The following is a 16,400-nucleotide window of genomic DNA, read 5'->3' as shown; positions in this document are numbered from 1 at the left end:
GGTCTCGTTAATTAAATCTTTACTCGAATAACTATATCATTAAGTCGTGGCAAAGTAATCAGGATGATGATATGTCAGGTAAAATGCAAGTTTATGGCGATGATGACACCCAGCGTGCTGATCTCGCTTATGTTCGTGAAGTTATGAATCAGCCTGTTCTGACACGAGAAAAAGAGCAAGAATTGGCTCATGCTTGGCGTGATGATGGCAATGAGCGTGCCCTGCATGAATTAACCCGCGCTTATTCGCGTTTAGTCATATCATCTGCTGTTAAGTTTCGCCACTATGGATTACCTATTTCCGACCTTATTCAAGAGGGGAATGTTGGCCTCATGCAGGCGGCTGAACGGTTTGAGCCGGAACGGGATATTCGATTTTCAACCTATGCCAAGTGGTGGATTCGCTCATTTATTCAAGATTATATTCTACGAAACTGGTCTATTGTGCGCACAGGATCGACCTCAGCTCAAAAACAGTTATTCTTTAACTTACGTCGATTGCGCTCGCAACTCGCTTCGGTAACAACGGATATCTTAGAGCCTGAAGACAAGGCTAAGATCGCGGATATCCTTCATGTTTCGATTCGTGATGTGGAGAATATGGAAAATCGTTTGTCAGGACATGATTTATCCTTAAGTTCGCCGTTGGGAGATGAAAGTAATGAGGATTGGGTTGATACATTAGTTGATCAAAATCCAAGCCCGGAAACCGAGGCTTTAGAGGAATACGATCGTTCTGTCCGACGTCATTGGCTTGAATCATCGTTGCGTCAGTTACCTATTCGTGAGCGTCAAATTATCCAGTGTCGCCATTTGAGTGATAACCCTTTGACTCTCGAGCAAATTGGCGACATGATGAATATCAGTAAAGAACGTGTCCGTCAGTTGGAAGCTCGTGCTTTGCGGAAGATGAAACATCATTTAGCCAAAAATATCCATGATGTTAAGGAAGTTCTTTGGTAGGTTTTTGATCTTTGGACAAAATAAAAATTAACGCTAAAAATATCGGTAAGATTCTAAAACTAATAATATCATGAGTTGATGATGCTAGAACTAAAATGGTAAAAACCCCAAACTTCCAATAGGGTGCTAAATACTTTAAATGGCTTGATATTATATAAATAAAAGCTATTCCTAATAGCAAGCCAATTACGCCACTTTCTGCAAACCAATATAAAAACTGATTATGTGGATATTGAAATGTATCATAGTTAGGAATATACAAATCTTCAGTCCATTTTGGTGTGATGCTTTGTGCTTGGTATTGACCTAAGCCTATACCCAAAGGAAAACCATTTATCCCTGTTTTAAGAGCCAGATACCAAAGATTTAACCTAACATGTATGGATTTATAAAGAGTTGAATATAGATAACCAAAAAATGGCAACGTAGTTAACAATACGATCAGACAAGATAATATAGTTTTCTTTAGGGTAACTTTATAGTGATCTAAGGCCATTATTAAGCTGGTCAGAAGTGAAAAAAATAAGAGTTCTGACCGTTTTAGTATAATGAGTTCCAACAGAAAAAGGCTTGTTGTCAGGGCATAAAGCAGTATATTTTTTTCTCGATCATACGAAACGATGAGCCATAGATAAAAAGCATAACTTGTAAGAGGTGTTATATAGAGATGCCCCCAAGGGGTGCCAGAATCATAACGTACATAAAGTAATAGAATTGAGGCAATAATCAAAGAGCAGAGATGGGAATTTTTAATTTCGACATTTGTAAACTGATCTTTATAAAAGAAAAGAGCCATACTAAATAAGCATGGTTTAAAAAAATCTTTTAGAAAATTCTTTATCTCAATGTCTGATTTTGTGAGTGTTACTAGTGCACTGATACACACTAAAATCAGGAATAACGCCTCATTTTTATGTGATTTAATATAATCTGTTATTATTTTCCACCGTGTCATAGTCGTATAACCTACAAAAATAGGGATAACGATATCAAATAAAGTCACGTGTATTTTATTAAGTGATTGATAGCCCGTAAAAAAAGTATGGAAAAAAAGTGGCAGAGCCAAGTATAAATAGTGTATCATTTCAAGAGAACTCACTAGAATTTATTGTTTACAATCCTAGGCTGCTTTCTAAAAATCAGTCAAGATTTAAAGGTTTCTGTGTGCTTAAAAACATTTCTATTATAACAATTATTTCACTTCTTGTTAGCATTCTCGGGCTTGGTCGTGACATTATTGCTGCGCGGTATATTGGTGTTACCGCTGATTATGATTGTTTTATTGCCGCTTTTTCAGTTATTTCATTTTTTATTGTTTTATTTAATCAGCAGAATATTCAATCTTGGTATATGGCTGATTACCATAAATCTCGGTTGAGTAGTGAAAATAAGGCGAATCAGTTGAAAATTATTTTTGCACGCTATTTAATTGTGATCGTTTCTATTTTTGCAGCTTTGTTGTATTTGTTTAGTAACCAATTATTTAGTCTTTTATACCCCCAACTTGGCCGATCAGAACTTTTACTAACTGTGCAGTTATTTCACATTATGTTACCTGTTATGGTTTTAAACTCAACTCTTGGCGTCTTCCAATCTTATTACCACAGCAAAGACCGATATCTCTATCCTGCTTTGGGGCAATTGTTAAATAGCCTCCTTATTTTTATATTACTTTTTGTGACTAATCTGACGGTTGAATGGCTCGCTTATACGTATTTGATCGGTATGATCAGCTGTTGGATTTTTACACTTATCCCGATTATCCCCAATCTTAAGAGTCAAGGAAGTTCGGATGGAAATCGTTCTGGTACATTAGTTTTATTTGGCAGATATATCATAGCCATAGCTGTTATTGAGCAAATTGTTCAACTTTGGTACAGAACTTGTTACGCCCAATTATGGGATGGCGCGCTTTCTGAATTTGGGTATGCCTCCAAATTAATATTTTTTCCTATTTATTTAATAGGATTCAGTATATCAACTGCCGTCCTTCCAAAAATTACCAGTGAACTTCAAAACAGAAAGTTAGGTTTTTACTATTTATCAGCATCAGCAAATTTAACGTTATTATTATTAGTTTTAAGTTCTTGTTTTATTGGGGTGTTTTCACAGCAGATACCCCATGTTCTGTTTAAGAGTAAATTCATTTCATCAGAATCGATGTCTGAAATAAGCAAGTTGCTCTCTCAGTTTTCAGTTTTTATTACGGTTGCCGGATTTAATATTTATTTAGCAAGAATTATTCATCTTCTCAAAGGCTCTAAATTTCTCTTATATGCTGTTTTTGGGTGTTCTATCTTGCAAATTCTTTCAACCATTTATCTTTTGCCCGTGCTAAATGCACAGGCAATACCTTTAATGGCAACATTATGGTCAATGATTCTAGTCGGGGTGCAAATTAGAATACTACATTATTATAAGATTCATATAATATCACTCAAAGATACATTGATGCCCTTATTAATTCCGATCTTAGGATGTTTCTTAATGGCCTCTCTAACCATCAATTGGGAACCATCATTTTTGACTTTATTTGCCCAAGGTTGCTTATGTTTTGTTATAACGGCGGGGCTTTACTTTAAGTTTTGCTTTACGCAGAATAAGCAATTGCAGTTGAATTAAAAGAAAAACGAGGCAAGAGTTAATCTACCTCGTTTATGTTTGTCTCATCAATTTATAGGTGTCAAGTTGAGTTTGGATCAGGAACAAGAAGCAACGTGTACAATGAATACTCGAGCGATAATGTGATGAATTTCCAAGTTCAAATGGAATAGCTCTGTAAGAAAGCGACTATAAAAAGAGCTTATGCATCCAAATTTACAACTTTCAACGCATTGGTTTGGATGAAGTCTCGACGAGGTTCAACGACATCCCCCATTAAGGTTGAAAAGATTTCTTCTGCTTCTTCCATATGATCTAGTTTAACTTGGAGTAATGTCCGTGCCTCCGGATCCAATGTTGTTTCCCAGAGTTGCTCGGCGTTCATCTCACCAAGCCCCTTAAATCGGCTGATGGAAATCCCCTTGCGGCCTTGTTCAAGAAGAGCTTCGCCCAAATCAGTCGGTCCTGTGACTGGAACTTTATTATCTTTGATTGCAACATATCCGGGCGTTGCAAAGAAATCAGATAGTTCAGTTTTAAGCGTCAAGAGAGCCTTAATCTCAGGAGCACGATGGGTGCTTTCATCAATACGCCAGCTTTCTGCAACACCGGCAACTGTATGGGTAAAGACTACGTCATTGCCATCACGAACAGCAGACCATTTTTGACGATAGGCTGGTTTCCCTGCAATTTGAAGTGCTGCAGAAGCTTTATCAAGGCGTGTGATGATGGCCTCTAGGTCCATGGATGGATTTTCAAAGAATCCGGCAAACAAAGCTTGTTCAATCAGAATGGGTTTATTCACGCGACGGGTGAGTCCCATGACACTATGATACGCTTTCATAATTGTGGATGACAAGGTGCGTAATGCGGTGCCTGCAATGGGGGTATCGTCCGCTGGGATAAAACTTACTTCACCACAGGACGCATCTAACAGGTAGTTTTCCATGGCACGTTCGTCTTTTAAATAGACTTCTGATTGGCCACGCTTAACTTTATAAAGCGGTGGTTGGGCGATGTACAGATAGCCACGATCAATCAAAACTTTCATTTGACGGTAAAAGAATGTTAATAACAATGTCCGAATGTGACTTCCGTCAACGTCCGCGTCGGTCATGATAATAATTTTGTGATAACGAAGTTTGTCTGGATTAAACTCTTCGTTACCAATCCCTGTACCCAAAGCTGTAATCAGTGTTCCAATTTCGGCTGAACCTAACATTTTATCAAAGCGCGCCCGTTCAACGTTCAAAATCTTACCTTTTAAGGGGAGAATTGCTTGGAAATGACGGTTGCGACCTTGCTTGGCTGAACCACCTGCTGAGTCACCCTCCACGATGAAAATTTCACTTTTGGATGGATCGCGTTCTTGACAGTCAGCCAATTTGCCTGGCAAAGACGCCAAATCAAGTGCTCCTTTTCGGCGGGTCAATTCACGGGCGCGACGCGCTGCTTCACGGGCAGCTGCAGCTTCAATAACTTTACTAACAATGTTTTTAGCATCAGCCGGGTTTTCTTCAAACCATTGATCCAAAGCTTCGGATACAATACTTTCAACAGCAGGGCGAACTTCCGACGAAACAAGTTTATCTTTTGTTTGGGAAGAGAATTTTGGATCCGGCACCTTAATGGACAGCACGCAAATAAGGCCTTCACGAGCGTCTTCACCACTGACAGCGGTCTTATCTTTTTTACCCAAGGGGGTATTGGCCATGTAGTTAGAAATTGTTCGAGTCAACGCAGCACGAAATCCGGCTAAGTGGGTTCCGCCATCACGTTGAGGAATATTGTTGGTAAAGCACAACATGGTTTCATGATAGCTGTCTGACCATTCCAAAGCGAGCTCAACGGTAACCCGATCTTTGGTTCCGGTTGCAACAACTGTTTTATTCTGCAAAGAGTTCTTACCGCGCTTTAGATACTTAACGAATTCTTGAATACCCCCTTCGTAATGAAGCTGTATTTCATATGGATCTGCCTCACGCTCATCACGCAAAATTATATTGACCCCAGAATTCAAAAAAGCCAATTCGCGTAGACGATGTTCAATAGTGGCGCGATCAAATTCGGTAATGGCAAAAGTTTCTTTTGAGGGGAGGAAACGAACTTCGGTTCCTGTTGTTTCTGTGTCGCCCACCACGGCCAAAGGGGCTTCGGCAACACCGTGGATAAACCGCATGGTATGGCGCTTACCTTCACGGCAAATGGTCAGATCAAGAACTTCGGACAATGCATTGACAACAGATACACCCACACCGTGCAACCCACCAGAAACCTTATATGAATTCTGGTCAAATTTACCCCCGGCGTGAAGCTGAGTCATAATAACTTCAGCAGCCGAAATTCCCATTTCCGGGTGGATGCCAACGGGGATGCCGCGACCGTTATCGCGGACTGTTACAGAATTATCTTGATTGATGATCACGTCAATACGATCACAATGTCCTGCTAATGCTTCGTCAATAGCGTTATCAACGACTTCATAGACCATATGATGCAGACCAGTGCCATCATCTGTGTCCCCAATATACATCCCAGGACGCTTGCGAACCGCATCAAGTCCTTTTAGGATCTTAATGGAATCAGCAGAGTATTCGGCCTCTTGCTCAGGAGCCAAATCTAGGTTTTCTGTATCGTTTTGTGAAGTCATTGCTTTTGCTACCATGGTAAGTCGAATGATACGAGTTTCAGTTAATCCATGGTAACCTAATCGTCCCCATAATCCTAGCCAAAAATCAACTAAAGCTATTCACAAGGCTTCCGGATAAAAGGTGCCAGCCATCGATTAAGACAAAGAAAATAATCTTAAAGGGCAGGGATATGGTAACAGGGGGGAGCATCATCATCCCCATGGCCATCAGGACGGCAGCTACAACTAAGTCAATAATCAGAAACGGAATGAAGATTAGAAAACCTATTTCAAAAGCGCGTTTTAATTCACTAATCATAAAGGCTGGGACTAAGATTTTTAACGGCGTATCACTGGGCTTTTCAAGCCTATCAATTTTTGCCAGATCCATAAACAACCCCAAATCTTGTTCACGGACATTTTTGAGCATGAATTCACGAAAAGGTTCAACGACTCGTGTTAAGGCTTCCTCTTCTTTTATTTTTTCTGCAATCAGAGGGGCAACGCCACTATCATAAGCCTTTTCAAAGGTTGGCCCCATAACAAACATCGTCAAAAACATAGCAAGGCTGACGATGACCATGTTGGGGGGTGATTGTTGTAATCCGATGGAATTTCTTAAAAACGACAAAACAACGACCATTCGTGTGAAAGAAGTCACCATAATAATAATTGAGGGGGCAACGCTTAAAACAGTAAAGACAAGAAACATTTGAATCAAGCGACCACTAAAGGATCCCCCTGAATTTCCCATGTCTAGAGTGATGCTTTCAGCAAAAGCACCCGTTGTTAGGATCATCCCCCAAAACAAGATCTTAGTCATGGGATTCTCCTGACGCGGGTTTTTTATCCAAAAGCAAATCGGACTCACCTAGCAAAAGTGTATACTCAACGCCAGAAAATTGGCATCGAACCAGACTTCGTTTGTTGTCCAAAACCTGACGGTCTAAAATTTTAAGATTATCCGATGGTCTAAATAGGTGGCCAGGTGATTTTGACATAATCCATTTTAAGGCATATAAAATGCCAATCATCAAAACAAGAACGGCGGCTAGCGTTAATATGGTCATTACAATAGACGTCATCCTTAGAAAATCTTTCCTTGGTTATAGGCTTTCATGCCACGTGTTCGGTTTTCAACCATGGACATATCTTGAGATAGATCACGCATTTTCTGTTTAAGGTTTTGCAATTTTTCATTTAATTTGTCAGCAAACAAACGCATTTCTTCACGCGCTTTATCTTGCTCTATTTTTGGAAATTTCGGTAAATGATCGAGGAGGTTTGCCAAGTTTTCTTGTTCTCTGGCAAATGTTTCTGATAAAGCTTCGGATTCAGGCATGTTCACCAAGCGATCCTGTAGAACGTGCAATTCTTTTAAGAATGTTTGAAAATCCATAACAAATCCCTTTACCGGCGTTACTTTATTCTATTTTAAGATGCCTTAGAGAGAAATGTCTATGGATGACAAAGTGTTAATAGAAAACTCTTGAGAAATAAAGACCATCAGCGGGGGCTGTAACGCCGCCCTTGGTTCTATCTTTTGCTGTAAGCGCGCTCTGTAGGTCATGAACTGTCCAGCGGCCTTCGCCAATCATCTTCATCGTGCCCATCATGATGCGTACCTGATTATGAAGAAATGCACGAGATTCAATCGTCGCGTGAATTTCATCTCCAGACCAGTCAATATCGAAACGATCAAGAGTTCGCAACGGATTGTTAGCTTGACAGTGAATCGATCGGAATGATGTAAAGTCATGGGTGCCCAGTAAAAGCTGAGCTGCCTCTCGCATCAATTCGCGGTCAAGATTGACATAGACGTGCCAAGCAAGGCCTGCTTGGAATGATAAGGGTGCCTTGCGGTGAATGATTTTGTAAATGTATTGACGGCGTTTGGCTGAAAATCGGGCATGAAATGTGTTGTCAACCTGTTCGACACTGACAACAACGACGCCCAATTCATTTAAAAATGAATTCAGGCCCCTGAGAATGCGATAAGGCGTGTCTGGGCGTTCTAAATCAACGTGGGCAACTTGCCCGATGGCGTGAACCCCAGCATCAGTCCGTCCCGATCCTTCGACCACACGATCAAGACCAGAAAATTTTTTAACAGCATCTTGTAAACACCCTTGGACAGTTTTCAAGTCGGGTTGAAATTGCCATCCATGAAACTGACGACCGTCATACTCAAGCGTTAATTTGTAGCGGGGCATGGTAGTTTGGTCCCGCTAGGTAAGGAATAGCCCCTTAAAAAAACTTCGGCTGACATCCATTTTCCACCCGGTTTTTGGATCGATGTCATTTTTAACGACCCTTGACCGCAAGCGATCATAAGATTATCAAAAACTTCTCCGGGGTAGCCTGATTGAGGGGTAACTTCTGCGCTTGATACTTTAATCTGTACGCCATTGTGAATGAAAAATGTTCCTGGCCAAGGATGGAAGGCGCGGATTTGTTTTTCTAAGACATCAGCCGGTTTTGTCCAGTCTAATTGGCTTTCAGACTTACTAAGTTTGTGAGCATAAGTTACCCCTATTTCTGGCTGTTGGATAGGTGTATGTTGTCCTTCAAGAATAGCAGGTAAGGCTTGAAGGAGTAAGTTAGCTCCTAATGTTGAGAGTTGATCATGTAAAATATTGGCTGTTGTTTCTGGGGTTATTGCCACTGTATCCCACAAAATCATATCCCCTGTATCGAGCCCTTCATCCATTTGCATAATGGTCACGCCTGTTTCTTGATCGCCTGTTAAAATCGCTCGTTGAATAGGGGCAGCACCACGCCATCGTGGTAAAATGGACGCATGAATATTAATACATCCTAATCGGGGAGTATCCAAAATGGCTTTTGGTAAAATCAGACCATAGGCCGCCACCACAGCAATGTCTGCATTATGTGCTTTAAATGCTGTTTGGGCTTCTTCGGACCGAAGGCTTTTGGGTGTATACACAGGGATGCCAACACTGTCAGCGTATTGGTGGACCGCTGAGGCAACAATGCTATGCCCGCGTCCTGCTGGTCGTGGTGGCTGAGAGTAAACGGCAACGACATCATAACCCGATTCAACAAGGGAGCGAAGGGCGTTTACTGAGAATTCAGGTGTGCCCATAAAAATTACTTTGGTCATAGATTCTGAAATTTCTTGAGTTTTTTTAGTTTGTTGCGGATGAGTTCTTGTTTTAGTTTGGATAGATGGTCAATGAACAAAATCCCGTCCAAATGGTCAATTTCATGCTGAATACAGGTCGCCATCAACCCATCGGCATCAAATTCGTGGACTTGGTTGTTCCTATCTAAATAGCGGACTTTAACACGTGCCGGTCTTGTAACATCAGCGCGAGTTTCTGGGACAGAAAGGCACCCCTCTTTGCAGGTTGATGTTTCCTCAGACTGCCATAAAACTTCGGGGTTGGCCATAAAGTGAACGTCAGGTTCATCCTCTTCGGATCCGGCATTCAGATCGATAACAATCACGCGTTTATCAACTCCGACCTGGGTCGCAGCAAGTCCAATCCCATCTTCTTGGTACATTGTCTCTAGCATATCATCCATCAGTTGTCGGATTGAATCATCGACAGCTTGAATGGGTTTTGCTTTGATATGAAGCCGTGGATCTGGCTCTTTTAATACGGTTAAAATCATCGGATACCTCTATCAAGTAAAGTAAGCTTATTTACAGAACATTTCAAGGGGTGTACTATTGACTTTTAATGTTTATTTATTAAGCGTTTTGTAATTTTGAGATGATCGATGATAGTAAAAAAAAGACACCTTTCTGCTTTTAGTTTAATTGAGATTGCAATCGTCTTAATCATTTTAGGGCTTATTCTAGGTCTTACAATACCGATGGCTGTATCCAGCCAAAAAGTATCTCAGCAAAAGATCACCCAAACCCATCAAGAACAAATTATTCAATCATTGGCAGCCTATGTCCTTCAATATTCAAAATTCCCTGGGGCAGCTAGTCAGGCTGATGGTAAAATAAGCCCGTGTCATCAAGGTGATGTTTGTTTTGGTTATGTCCCATACAAGGAATTAGGGCTACCTGAATCTGTTGCAAAAGACGGATTTGGTCGTTGGTTTAGTTATGCTGTTCATTCAGCTTTAACGCGCACAGGGGGAGTCACAGATCCGACCACAGAAAAACTGTGCCGTATAACAAAACGGGCGATTCGTGTCCGATCAACTCATAATCAGGATGATTTGTCTGCCTCTACAACCGATCCCGTTGCTATTGTTTTAATTAGTCATGGTGACGATGGCGGAGGAGCCTTGTTGGATTCAGGAGAGAGACTGCCTGCTTCTGGGTATGAAGCCATTAATTCACAAAATTCATCTGATTTTTATGAAGGGCAGAGTCACGAGAACGCGCATCATGTGTTCTGGATAACACGGAATAATTTTATGGCAATCTATGCTAAGACACCCTGTATGCCGGATATTAATATTGGTAAAGGCTATTCAAACTCACAACGACAGACTGAGGGGCGTTTATAATGAATAAGGATGATCTTCGCCAACAAGCCCGGTCCTTGCGCATTGACTATCATAAAATAATTGATCAATTTGATGTGGATGCGGGGTTGTTAACGCAATGGATTCAATTGTCAAAGGAAATCGATTTATCCGCAAAAGTTGTCGCAGGCTATCAAGCGCAGGGATCAGAGTTGAATATAACAGCTGTGCTCGAATACTTATCTGTTCAGGGGCATTATATTGTTTATCCGTTAAGTGATGCGATTGGGTTTGATCTCGAGCCCGATATTATTCTGGTTCCTTTGTTGGCTTTTGATGAGCAAGGGCGTCGCTTAGGGCAGGGGATAGGGTACTATGATCAAGCGCTGTTTAATCTGGCGAAATCCAAAAAAGTCATAGCCATAGGGGTTGGATATGATTGTCAAAAACTTGACAATATTCCTGCGTGTGATATGGATTACACAATGGATTTTATTTTAACGCCGTCAACCTTTATTCGAGTACATAAATGACAACAAGAAAAATATCCGTAATAGGTCTGGGATATGTTGGTTTGCCAGTGGCTGTTGCTTTTGGTAAACAGGCTCGAGTCATTGGATTTGATATCAACGATTTGCGTCTTCAGGAATTATCTCAAGGTATCGATCGTACGCGTGAAGTTGATGCAGATGCCTTGAGGGCAAGTGATATCACTTTTACAAAATCTATTGAAGATTTAAAATCTGCAGATTTTCATATTGTCACTGTGCCAACTCCTGTTAATCATGTGAATCAACCGGATTTTACCCCTCTCGAAAAGGCATCTGAGACCGTTGCGCGCGCTTTGAAGAAGGGCGATATCGTTGTTTATGAATCGACTGTTTATCCCGGGGCGACCGAAGAAATTTGTATTCCTATTTTAGAAAAGATATCAGGGTTAACTTTTGGAGCAGACTTTACGGTTGGATATAGTCCGGAACGCATCAATCCGGGCGATAAAGATCGGACATTTACTAAAATTATGAAAGTTGTCTCAGGGTCAGATCAGAAAACTTTAGATATTGTTGCTGATGTTTATAGTTCCGTTGTCACAGCGGGAGTTTTTAAGGCTGCGACGATCAAAGTTGCTGAGGCGGCCAAGGTTATTGAAAATACACAACGTGACATTAATATTGCCTTGATGAATGAACTTGCTTTGATTTTTGGCCGTTTGGGCATCGATACTGTTGATGTGCTTGAGGCTGCCGGTACCAAATGGAACTTCTTACCATTTCGACCGGGGTTAGTGGGCGGGCACTGTATTGGTGTTGATCCTTACTACTTGGCTCATAAAGCTCAAGAAGTTGGTTTTAACCCTGAAATGATTTTATCGGGTCGCCATCTCAATAATGGGATGGGGGCTCATATCGCCCATGAGTCAATCAAAGCACTGATTAAATCAGGTAAAAACCCAAAAGAGTCGGTTGTGACAGTCTTTGGCTTAACTTTTAAAGAAAACTGCCCGGATATTCGTAATACTAAAGTGATTGACGTGATCTCTGAGTTACAAAGCTATGGTATTACTATTCAGATTTGTGATCCTGAGGCAGATCCAACCGAAGCACTGCATGAATATGGCCTTACCTTAACACCAATGGCTCAGTTAAAACCATCTGATTTAGCAATTATTGCGGTTGCTCATGCCTCAATCATATCGGTATTGGGCGATTTGCCAATGGCTTACTGTAAACCCAATTCAATTATCTATGATGTTAAGAGTTGTTTTGATCGTACTATGATTCAGGCGCGCGGGTACACGTTAATCCGATTATAAAAAACCCAGCCTCAAGCTGGGTTCTTTCCCTTAATTGTATATATTTACCACCGTTCTAGGTGTGGATTCCACAACCTGTCATGGCGACTGAGGGGGGCATGGGAATTCTGATCGCCAGACGATGTTGTCGCGCAAGCGGATAACACCAGAACGAGATTGGCAAAAACCAATGAAAATACAATCTTTTTCATTTTATCCTCCTTTATCTTATTCCCTTTACTCATAATAAAATTTAGGGCGTTTTATAATAATGTCAATATTTTATGACTTATTAAGTAATTTTATTTTAATAATTTTGCTTATATAATAATTTTATAACGTTTATGCGGAGAATGTTATGGATTGGATTCGCTCAATTTTTTCTGGGTCTCTGGCTGTTTCAGTCGAACATCAAGAACCCGTTATGGTTTCAGAATATACACAGCCTCCTGCCCATATCATGACCTTTGATGGCGGTGGGATGCGAGGATTATATAGTATTAAACTCGCCCAAGCCATTGAAGACAAATTAAACGGCTCTTTGATTGATCATGTAACTATGCTAGCAGGATCATCAACGGGAAGTATCCTTTCTTTTGGATTAGCTATTGGCAAATCGCTTGCAGAACTAGAGAACCTTTATAAACAACGTGGTTCGGAAATTTTCCGTGAAACAATATGGGAAGAAATAAAAGAGGGGGATGGACTTTTTGGGCCAAAATATGAGGCTGATTCACTTGAAAGAGTCCTTAAGGATAATTTTGGGGAGGCACCGTTATCGAGTGTGGTTAAACATTGGGTTCAAGCGTACAGTACTGATATTACGTCTCAAACCATTAAAATTTTTGATGTCGCAAAAGCCAAAGAGACGCCTGTTGAGGACGTTCCGATTTGGTATGCCGTTAGAGCCTCAACCGCAGCGCCAACTTATTTTTCACCGGTTGATTCAAACGGTCATGCTTTGTGTGATGGCGGAGTTGGTGTCAATAACCCAAGTGCATCAGCTCTGAAAAGTGTGATTGATCGCTTTGGTTTGCAATCCCTTGCAACAACGAACCTTGTTTCAATTGGCACGGGGATTTATCCAACAGGCATCGATTATGCCCATGCAAAAAATATGGGGGCTTTAGCGTGGGCTGCTCCGATCAGTGATATGATGATTAAGATAGGGGTGAATACAGCGCATCATTGGTCCCATTCTTTGTTGAGGGATCAATATGTGCGTGTTGATGGAGAACTGTCAACTAATTTGCCACTTGACGGTTATAGCACGGCTAATGTCGAGGCCATTGAAACTGCTGCTTTGACATATATCAAAAATAACCCAGAAAGTATAGATAAGGCATCAAAACTTTTGGTTAATTAATCGGTGATGGGCATGACATATGGCAACAGCTAAGGCATCAGCTGCGTCAGCCTTAACGGTTCCCACAGTTGGTAAAAGGCGTTGGACCATGGCTGCAACTTGAGTTTTGTCTGCGTGACCAACACCAACCACCGATTTTTTTACTTTATTGGCGGAATATTCGCCGACGATCAATCCTTGGGTTGCCGGCGCCAATAAAACAACACCGCGCGCCATGCCTAATTTTAAGGCAGAGGCTGCATTGGTGTTCATAAACGTTTCTTCAACCGCAGCTTCGTGGGGGCTATATTGGTCAATAACGGCTATCAGTCCGCGATAAATTTCCGTAAGTCGATCGCTTAAAGCAAAGTCAGCCGTAGATTTAACAACGCCGTGAGCAATATGAGAGAGTCGGTTGCCTTGGGAGCTAATAAGCCCCCATCCTGTGTTCCTTAGCCCCGGGTCAAGACCCAATATGTGAACACTGCCCTGAGCCATTATCCAGCCAACTTTGCCATAATTTCATCTGAAACTTCAAAATTACAATAAACGTTTTGGACGTCATCGTTATCTTCAAGCGTGTCGATCAGTTTGAAGATCTTTTGCGCTGCCTCTTCATCAACAGCAATAGTATTTTGGGGGCGCCAGATTAATTTGGACTCACCAATGTCCGTATAACTTTGAGCCAAAGCATCGCGCACGGCTGCAAAGTCATCAACGCTGGTCAGAACGTCATAGCCGTCGTCATCTTCCTCTAGGTTTTCCGCGCCAGCTTCAACAGCTTTTTCGAAAACATCATCAAAAGATCCAACAGATTTAGGTAAGCGGATCAGGCCAAGACGGTCAAACATAAAGGCAACGCTGCCTGATTCCCCCATATTTCCACCGGCTTTTGTAAAAGCTGAACGAATTTCAGGGGCTGTGCGATTGCGGTTGTCGGTCAACGTTTCCACAATCAAAGCAGTTCCTGCCGGGCCATAACCTTCGTAACGGACTTCTTCGTAGTTGGCTGTATCTTCGCCACCTAACGCTTTTTTAATGGCACGATCTACGTTATCCTTTGGCATGTTGGCGGCTCGTGCAGCTGCGATGGCGGCCCTCAGGCGGGGGTTTGCTGATGGATCAGCCCCCATACGAGCCGATACGATAATTTCACGCGCGATCTTTGCAAACATACGTGCGCGTTTTGCGTCTTGTGCCCCTTTGCGGTGCATAATATTTTTAAACTGTGAATGTCCTGCCATTGTTCTTACATATCAAAAATTGTCTATTGGGGTCAGTATACCATTTTTTGGCACGTTATGACACCGTGTTTTGTATGTGTTAGGTATAGTGTTCCCATCTCTATTTTTATTGCCACTCACATAGGGCGTGACTTTTCCCAAAAAAATGCGCTACACTGTTGAAAAGAAAAGATAGGTATAGCCTCAAAATGTTGCAGCCACAGCATGCCCAAATCGTTGAAACAATGAAGCTTCCGGAACAACTGGCCGGATTACCGACGTCAACATATTCGTGTTTGACGGTTAATTTGGATCTGGTTGCTCACAATTATAATTACTTAAAATCAATGACACAAACGGCTGAATGTGCAGCTGTTCTGAAAGCAGACGGTTATGGTATGGGTGCAATTCCCATGGCATTACGCTTGATGAAAGAAGGGTGTAAATCTTTCTTTGTGGCTTTTGCTGATGAAGGGGTGGCTCTGCGTGAAGCCTTTATTGATCGTGGACTAGATGCTGATATCTATATTTTAAATGGTTTTTTCCCGGGATCCGAAGGCGTTTATGCGGATTTCCATTTGATTCCGGCTTTAACAGATCTTGATCAGGTTGCCCGTTGGCAAGCTTTTTGTCATATGTCTGGGCGTCGTTTGCCGGCGGCTTTGCATGTTGATACAGGAATGACGCGGACTGGACTTCCTAGTAAAGAATACATGACATTAGCCAGTAACCCGCAACTTTTGGATGGTATGGATCTGAAACTTGTTTTAAGCCAAATGGTTTATAGTCATGATGAGAACTTGACTTTTACCCAACAGCAACGGCAACGTTTTGAACAAGCCATTCGTCATATGCCAAAAATGAAGGCAAGCCTTGCAAAATCAGGCGTCATCTTTTTAGGCCAGGAATACCATTATGACATGGTTCGTCCGGGTATTGCTTTGCACGGGATTAATCCGACGAATGCGAAAACCAACCCATTAATCCAATCTATGGAATTATGGGGACGAATCTACCAAATACAAGATGTCGCTGTTGGTCAAAGTATTGGGTATAATCAAACATTTGTGGCAGCTAGTGCCCGTAAAGTCGCAACTATTGGTGTTGGTTATGCCGACGGTTATCCTTGGGCAATGGCTAATAAGGGTCATGTTTTTATTGCGGGTCAAAAATGTCCGATTCTGGGGCGTGTGTCTATGGATGTTATGACTGTTGATGTCACCGACATCCCTGAGTCTCAGCTAGAGATTGGTGGGTGGGCTCAACTCATCGGTCGAGATATTTCTGTCGAAGAGATTGCCAAAACTGCCGGTACCGTTCCCTATGAAATCTTATTACGCATGGGTGACAGATTTAGACGCGTATACACGGCACAGTAATATTTAATATTAAAATT

The 16,400-nt window shown here is 41.6% G+C and carries 18 protein-coding genes; 7 read left to right on the top strand and 11 right to left on the bottom strand.

Annotation, left to right across the window (positions count from 1 at the left end):
• The first annotated feature begins 71 nt into the window (after positions 1-71).
• Complete coding sequence (locus KF820_04280) at positions 72-962, top strand: RNA polymerase factor sigma-32 (GenBank protein MBX3457561.1); 891 nt, start codon at positions 72-74, stop codon at positions 960-962.
• Here the strand turns inward: KF820_04280 and KF820_04275 are convergent.
• Positions 943-2,046 carry a hypothetical protein gene (locus KF820_04275; protein MBX3457560.1) on the bottom strand — a complete coding sequence of 368 codons (1,104 nt, stop codon included), beginning with the start codon at positions 2,044-2,046 and terminating at the stop codon, positions 943-945. The genes KF820_04280 and KF820_04275 overlap by 20 nt on opposite strands.
• Positions 2,047-2,126: 80 nt before the next feature.
• Between KF820_04275 and KF820_04270 the strand changes: the two genes are divergently transcribed.
• On the top strand, positions 2,127-3,584 hold the full coding sequence (locus KF820_04270) for a hypothetical protein (protein MBX3457559.1): 1,458 nt from the start codon (positions 2,127-2,129) through the stop codon (positions 3,582-3,584).
• 181 nt (positions 3,585-3,765) lie between these two features.
• On the opposite strand, the gene gyrB is transcribed toward KF820_04270, so the two are convergent.
• The 7 genes from gyrB to def form a co-directional block, all read right to left on the bottom strand.
• Positions 3,766-6,240 carry a DNA topoisomerase (ATP-hydrolyzing) subunit B gene (gyrB, locus tag KF820_04265; GenBank protein MBX3457558.1) on the bottom strand — a complete coding sequence of 825 codons (2,475 nt, stop codon included), beginning with the start codon at positions 6,238-6,240 and terminating at the stop codon, positions 3,766-3,768.
• A 58-nt stretch (positions 6,241-6,298) separates the two neighbouring features.
• Positions 6,299-7,015: a flagellar type III secretion system pore protein FliP gene (fliP, locus tag KF820_04260; protein ID MBX3457557.1), complete on the bottom strand. Its 717-nt coding sequence runs from the start codon at positions 7,013-7,015 to the stop codon at positions 6,299-6,301.
• On the bottom strand, positions 7,008-7,277 hold the full coding sequence (locus KF820_04255; GenBank protein MBX3457556.1) for a hypothetical protein: 270 nt from the start codon (positions 7,275-7,277) through the stop codon (positions 7,008-7,010). Before KF820_04255 ends, fliP begins: the two co-directional genes overlap by 8 nt.
• Positions 7,278-7,279: 2 nt before the next feature.
• Complete coding sequence (locus KF820_04250; protein ID MBX3457555.1) at positions 7,280-7,591, bottom strand: hypothetical protein; 312 nt, start codon at positions 7,589-7,591, stop codon at positions 7,280-7,282.
• 76 nt (positions 7,592-7,667) lie between these two features.
• Positions 7,668-8,405, bottom strand: a complete 738-nt coding sequence (gene truA, locus KF820_04245; protein MBX3457554.1) for a tRNA pseudouridine(38-40) synthase TruA — start codon at positions 8,403-8,405, stop codon at positions 7,668-7,670.
• Entirely contained in the window at positions 8,387-9,316 is a 930-nt protein-coding gene (fmt, locus tag KF820_04240) for a methionyl-tRNA formyltransferase (protein MBX3457553.1), read from the bottom strand. Before fmt ends, truA begins: the two co-directional genes overlap by 19 nt.
• Positions 9,313-9,831, bottom strand: a complete 519-nt coding sequence (gene def / locus KF820_04235) for a peptide deformylase (protein ID MBX3457552.1) — start codon at positions 9,829-9,831, stop codon at positions 9,313-9,315. Before def ends, fmt begins: the two co-directional genes overlap by 4 nt.
• Before the next feature lie 108 nt (positions 9,832-9,939).
• Here def and KF820_04230 point away from each other — a divergent pair, with 108 nt between their 5' ends.
• From KF820_04230 to KF820_04220, 3 genes are read left to right on the top strand one after another with little or no spacing between them, the layout of a single operon-like run.
• Complete coding sequence (locus tag KF820_04230) at positions 9,940-10,686, top strand: hypothetical protein (GenBank protein MBX3457551.1); 747 nt, start codon at positions 9,940-9,942, stop codon at positions 10,684-10,686.
• Positions 10,686-11,177: a hypothetical protein gene (locus KF820_04225; GenBank protein MBX3457550.1), complete on the top strand. Its 492-nt coding sequence runs from the start codon at positions 10,686-10,688 to the stop codon at positions 11,175-11,177. The genes KF820_04230 and KF820_04225 overlap by 1 nt, the downstream gene beginning before the upstream one ends.
• Positions 11,174-12,457 carry a nucleotide sugar dehydrogenase gene (locus KF820_04220; GenBank protein ID MBX3457549.1) on the top strand — a complete coding sequence of 428 codons (1,284 nt, stop codon included), beginning with the start codon at positions 11,174-11,176 and terminating at the stop codon, positions 12,455-12,457. Before KF820_04225 ends, KF820_04220 begins: the two co-directional genes overlap by 4 nt.
• Positions 12,458-12,501: 44 nt before the next feature.
• Here the strand turns inward: KF820_04220 and KF820_04215 are convergent, their stop codons facing one another.
• Positions 12,502-12,648, bottom strand: a complete 147-nt coding sequence (locus KF820_04215; protein MBX3457548.1) for a hypothetical protein — start codon at positions 12,646-12,648, stop codon at positions 12,502-12,504.
• Between the two features lie 146 nt (positions 12,649-12,794).
• Between KF820_04215 and KF820_04210 the strand changes: the two genes are divergently transcribed.
• Positions 12,795-13,802 carry a patatin-like phospholipase family protein gene (locus KF820_04210; protein ID MBX3457547.1) on the top strand — a complete coding sequence of 336 codons (1,008 nt, stop codon included), beginning with the start codon at positions 12,795-12,797 and terminating at the stop codon, positions 13,800-13,802.
• On the opposite strand, the gene ruvC is transcribed toward KF820_04210, so the two are convergent.
• A complete protein-coding gene (gene ruvC, locus KF820_04205) occupies positions 13,782-14,279 on the bottom strand; it encodes a crossover junction endodeoxyribonuclease RuvC (GenBank protein MBX3457546.1) in 498 nt (165 codons plus the stop codon). The genes KF820_04210 and ruvC overlap by 21 nt on opposite strands.
• Positions 14,279-15,025, bottom strand: a complete 747-nt coding sequence (locus KF820_04200) for a YebC/PmpR family DNA-binding transcriptional regulator (protein MBX3457545.1) — start codon at positions 15,023-15,025, stop codon at positions 14,279-14,281. Before KF820_04200 ends, ruvC begins: the two co-directional genes overlap by 1 nt.
• Positions 15,026-15,213: 188 nt before the next feature.
• Between KF820_04200 and alr the strand changes: the two genes are divergently transcribed.
• Positions 15,214-16,383, top strand: coding sequence for an alanine racemase (gene alr, locus KF820_04195; protein MBX3457544.1), 1,170 nt, complete (start codon positions 15,214-15,216; stop codon positions 16,381-16,383).
• Positions 16,384-16,400: the final 17 nt, after the last annotated feature.

It is taken from the genome of Candidatus Paracaedibacteraceae bacterium (assembly GCA_019636055.1).
In the GTDB taxonomy this organism is placed as follows: Bacteria; Pseudomonadota; Alphaproteobacteria; order Paracaedibacterales; family Paracaedibacteraceae; genus Paracaedibacter.
The sequence above is the reverse complement of the archived record's forward strand: the minus strand, read 5'-3'. Positions and strand labels throughout refer to the sequence as shown.

Excerpts from the sequence above, each read along its gene's own strand:
- alr (MBX3457544.1), top strand. The coding sequence starts at position 15,214 with ATGTTGCAGCCACAGCATGCCCAAATCGTTGAAACAATGAAGCTTCCG.
- KF820_04275 (MBX3457560.1), bottom strand. The coding sequence starts at position 2,046 with ATGATACACTATTTATACTTGGCTCTGCCACTTTTTTTCCATACTTTT.
- truA (MBX3457554.1), bottom strand. The coding sequence starts at position 8,405 with ATGCCCCGCTACAAATTAACGCTTGAGTATGACGGTCGTCAGTTTCAT.
- KF820_04280 (MBX3457561.1), top strand. The coding sequence starts at position 72 with ATGTCAGGTAAAATGCAAGTTTATGGCGATGATGACACCCAGCGTGCT.
- KF820_04255 (MBX3457556.1), bottom strand. The coding sequence starts at position 7,277 with ATGACGTCTATTGTAATGACCATATTAACGCTAGCCGCCGTTCTTGTT.
- fmt (MBX3457553.1), bottom strand. The coding sequence starts at position 9,316 with ATGACCAAAGTAATTTTTATGGGCACACCTGAATTCTCAGTAAACGCC.
- KF820_04215 (MBX3457548.1), bottom strand. The coding sequence starts at position 12,648 with ATGAAAAAGATTGTATTTTCATTGGTTTTTGCCAATCTCGTTCTGGTG.
- def (MBX3457552.1), bottom strand. The coding sequence starts at position 9,831 with ATGATTTTAACCGTATTAAAAGAGCCAGATCCACGGCTTCATATCAAA.
- ruvC (MBX3457546.1), bottom strand. The coding sequence starts at position 14,279 with ATGGCTCAGGGCAGTGTTCACATATTGGGTCTTGACCCGGGGCTAAGG.
- fliP (MBX3457557.1), bottom strand. The coding sequence starts at position 7,015 with ATGACTAAGATCTTGTTTTGGGGGATGATCCTAACAACGGGTGCTTTT.
- KF820_04225 (MBX3457550.1), top strand. The coding sequence starts at position 10,686 with ATGAATAAGGATGATCTTCGCCAACAAGCCCGGTCCTTGCGCATTGAC.
- KF820_04250 (MBX3457555.1), bottom strand. The coding sequence starts at position 7,591 with ATGGATTTTCAAACATTCTTAAAAGAATTGCACGTTCTACAGGATCGC.
- KF820_04210 (MBX3457547.1), top strand. The coding sequence starts at position 12,795 with ATGGATTGGATTCGCTCAATTTTTTCTGGGTCTCTGGCTGTTTCAGTC.
- KF820_04200 (MBX3457545.1), bottom strand. The coding sequence starts at position 15,025 with ATGGCAGGACATTCACAGTTTAAAAATATTATGCACCGCAAAGGGGCA.
- KF820_04220 (MBX3457549.1), top strand. The coding sequence starts at position 11,174 with ATGACAACAAGAAAAATATCCGTAATAGGTCTGGGATATGTTGGTTTG.
- KF820_04230 (MBX3457551.1), top strand. The coding sequence starts at position 9,940 with ATGATAGTAAAAAAAAGACACCTTTCTGCTTTTAGTTTAATTGAGATT.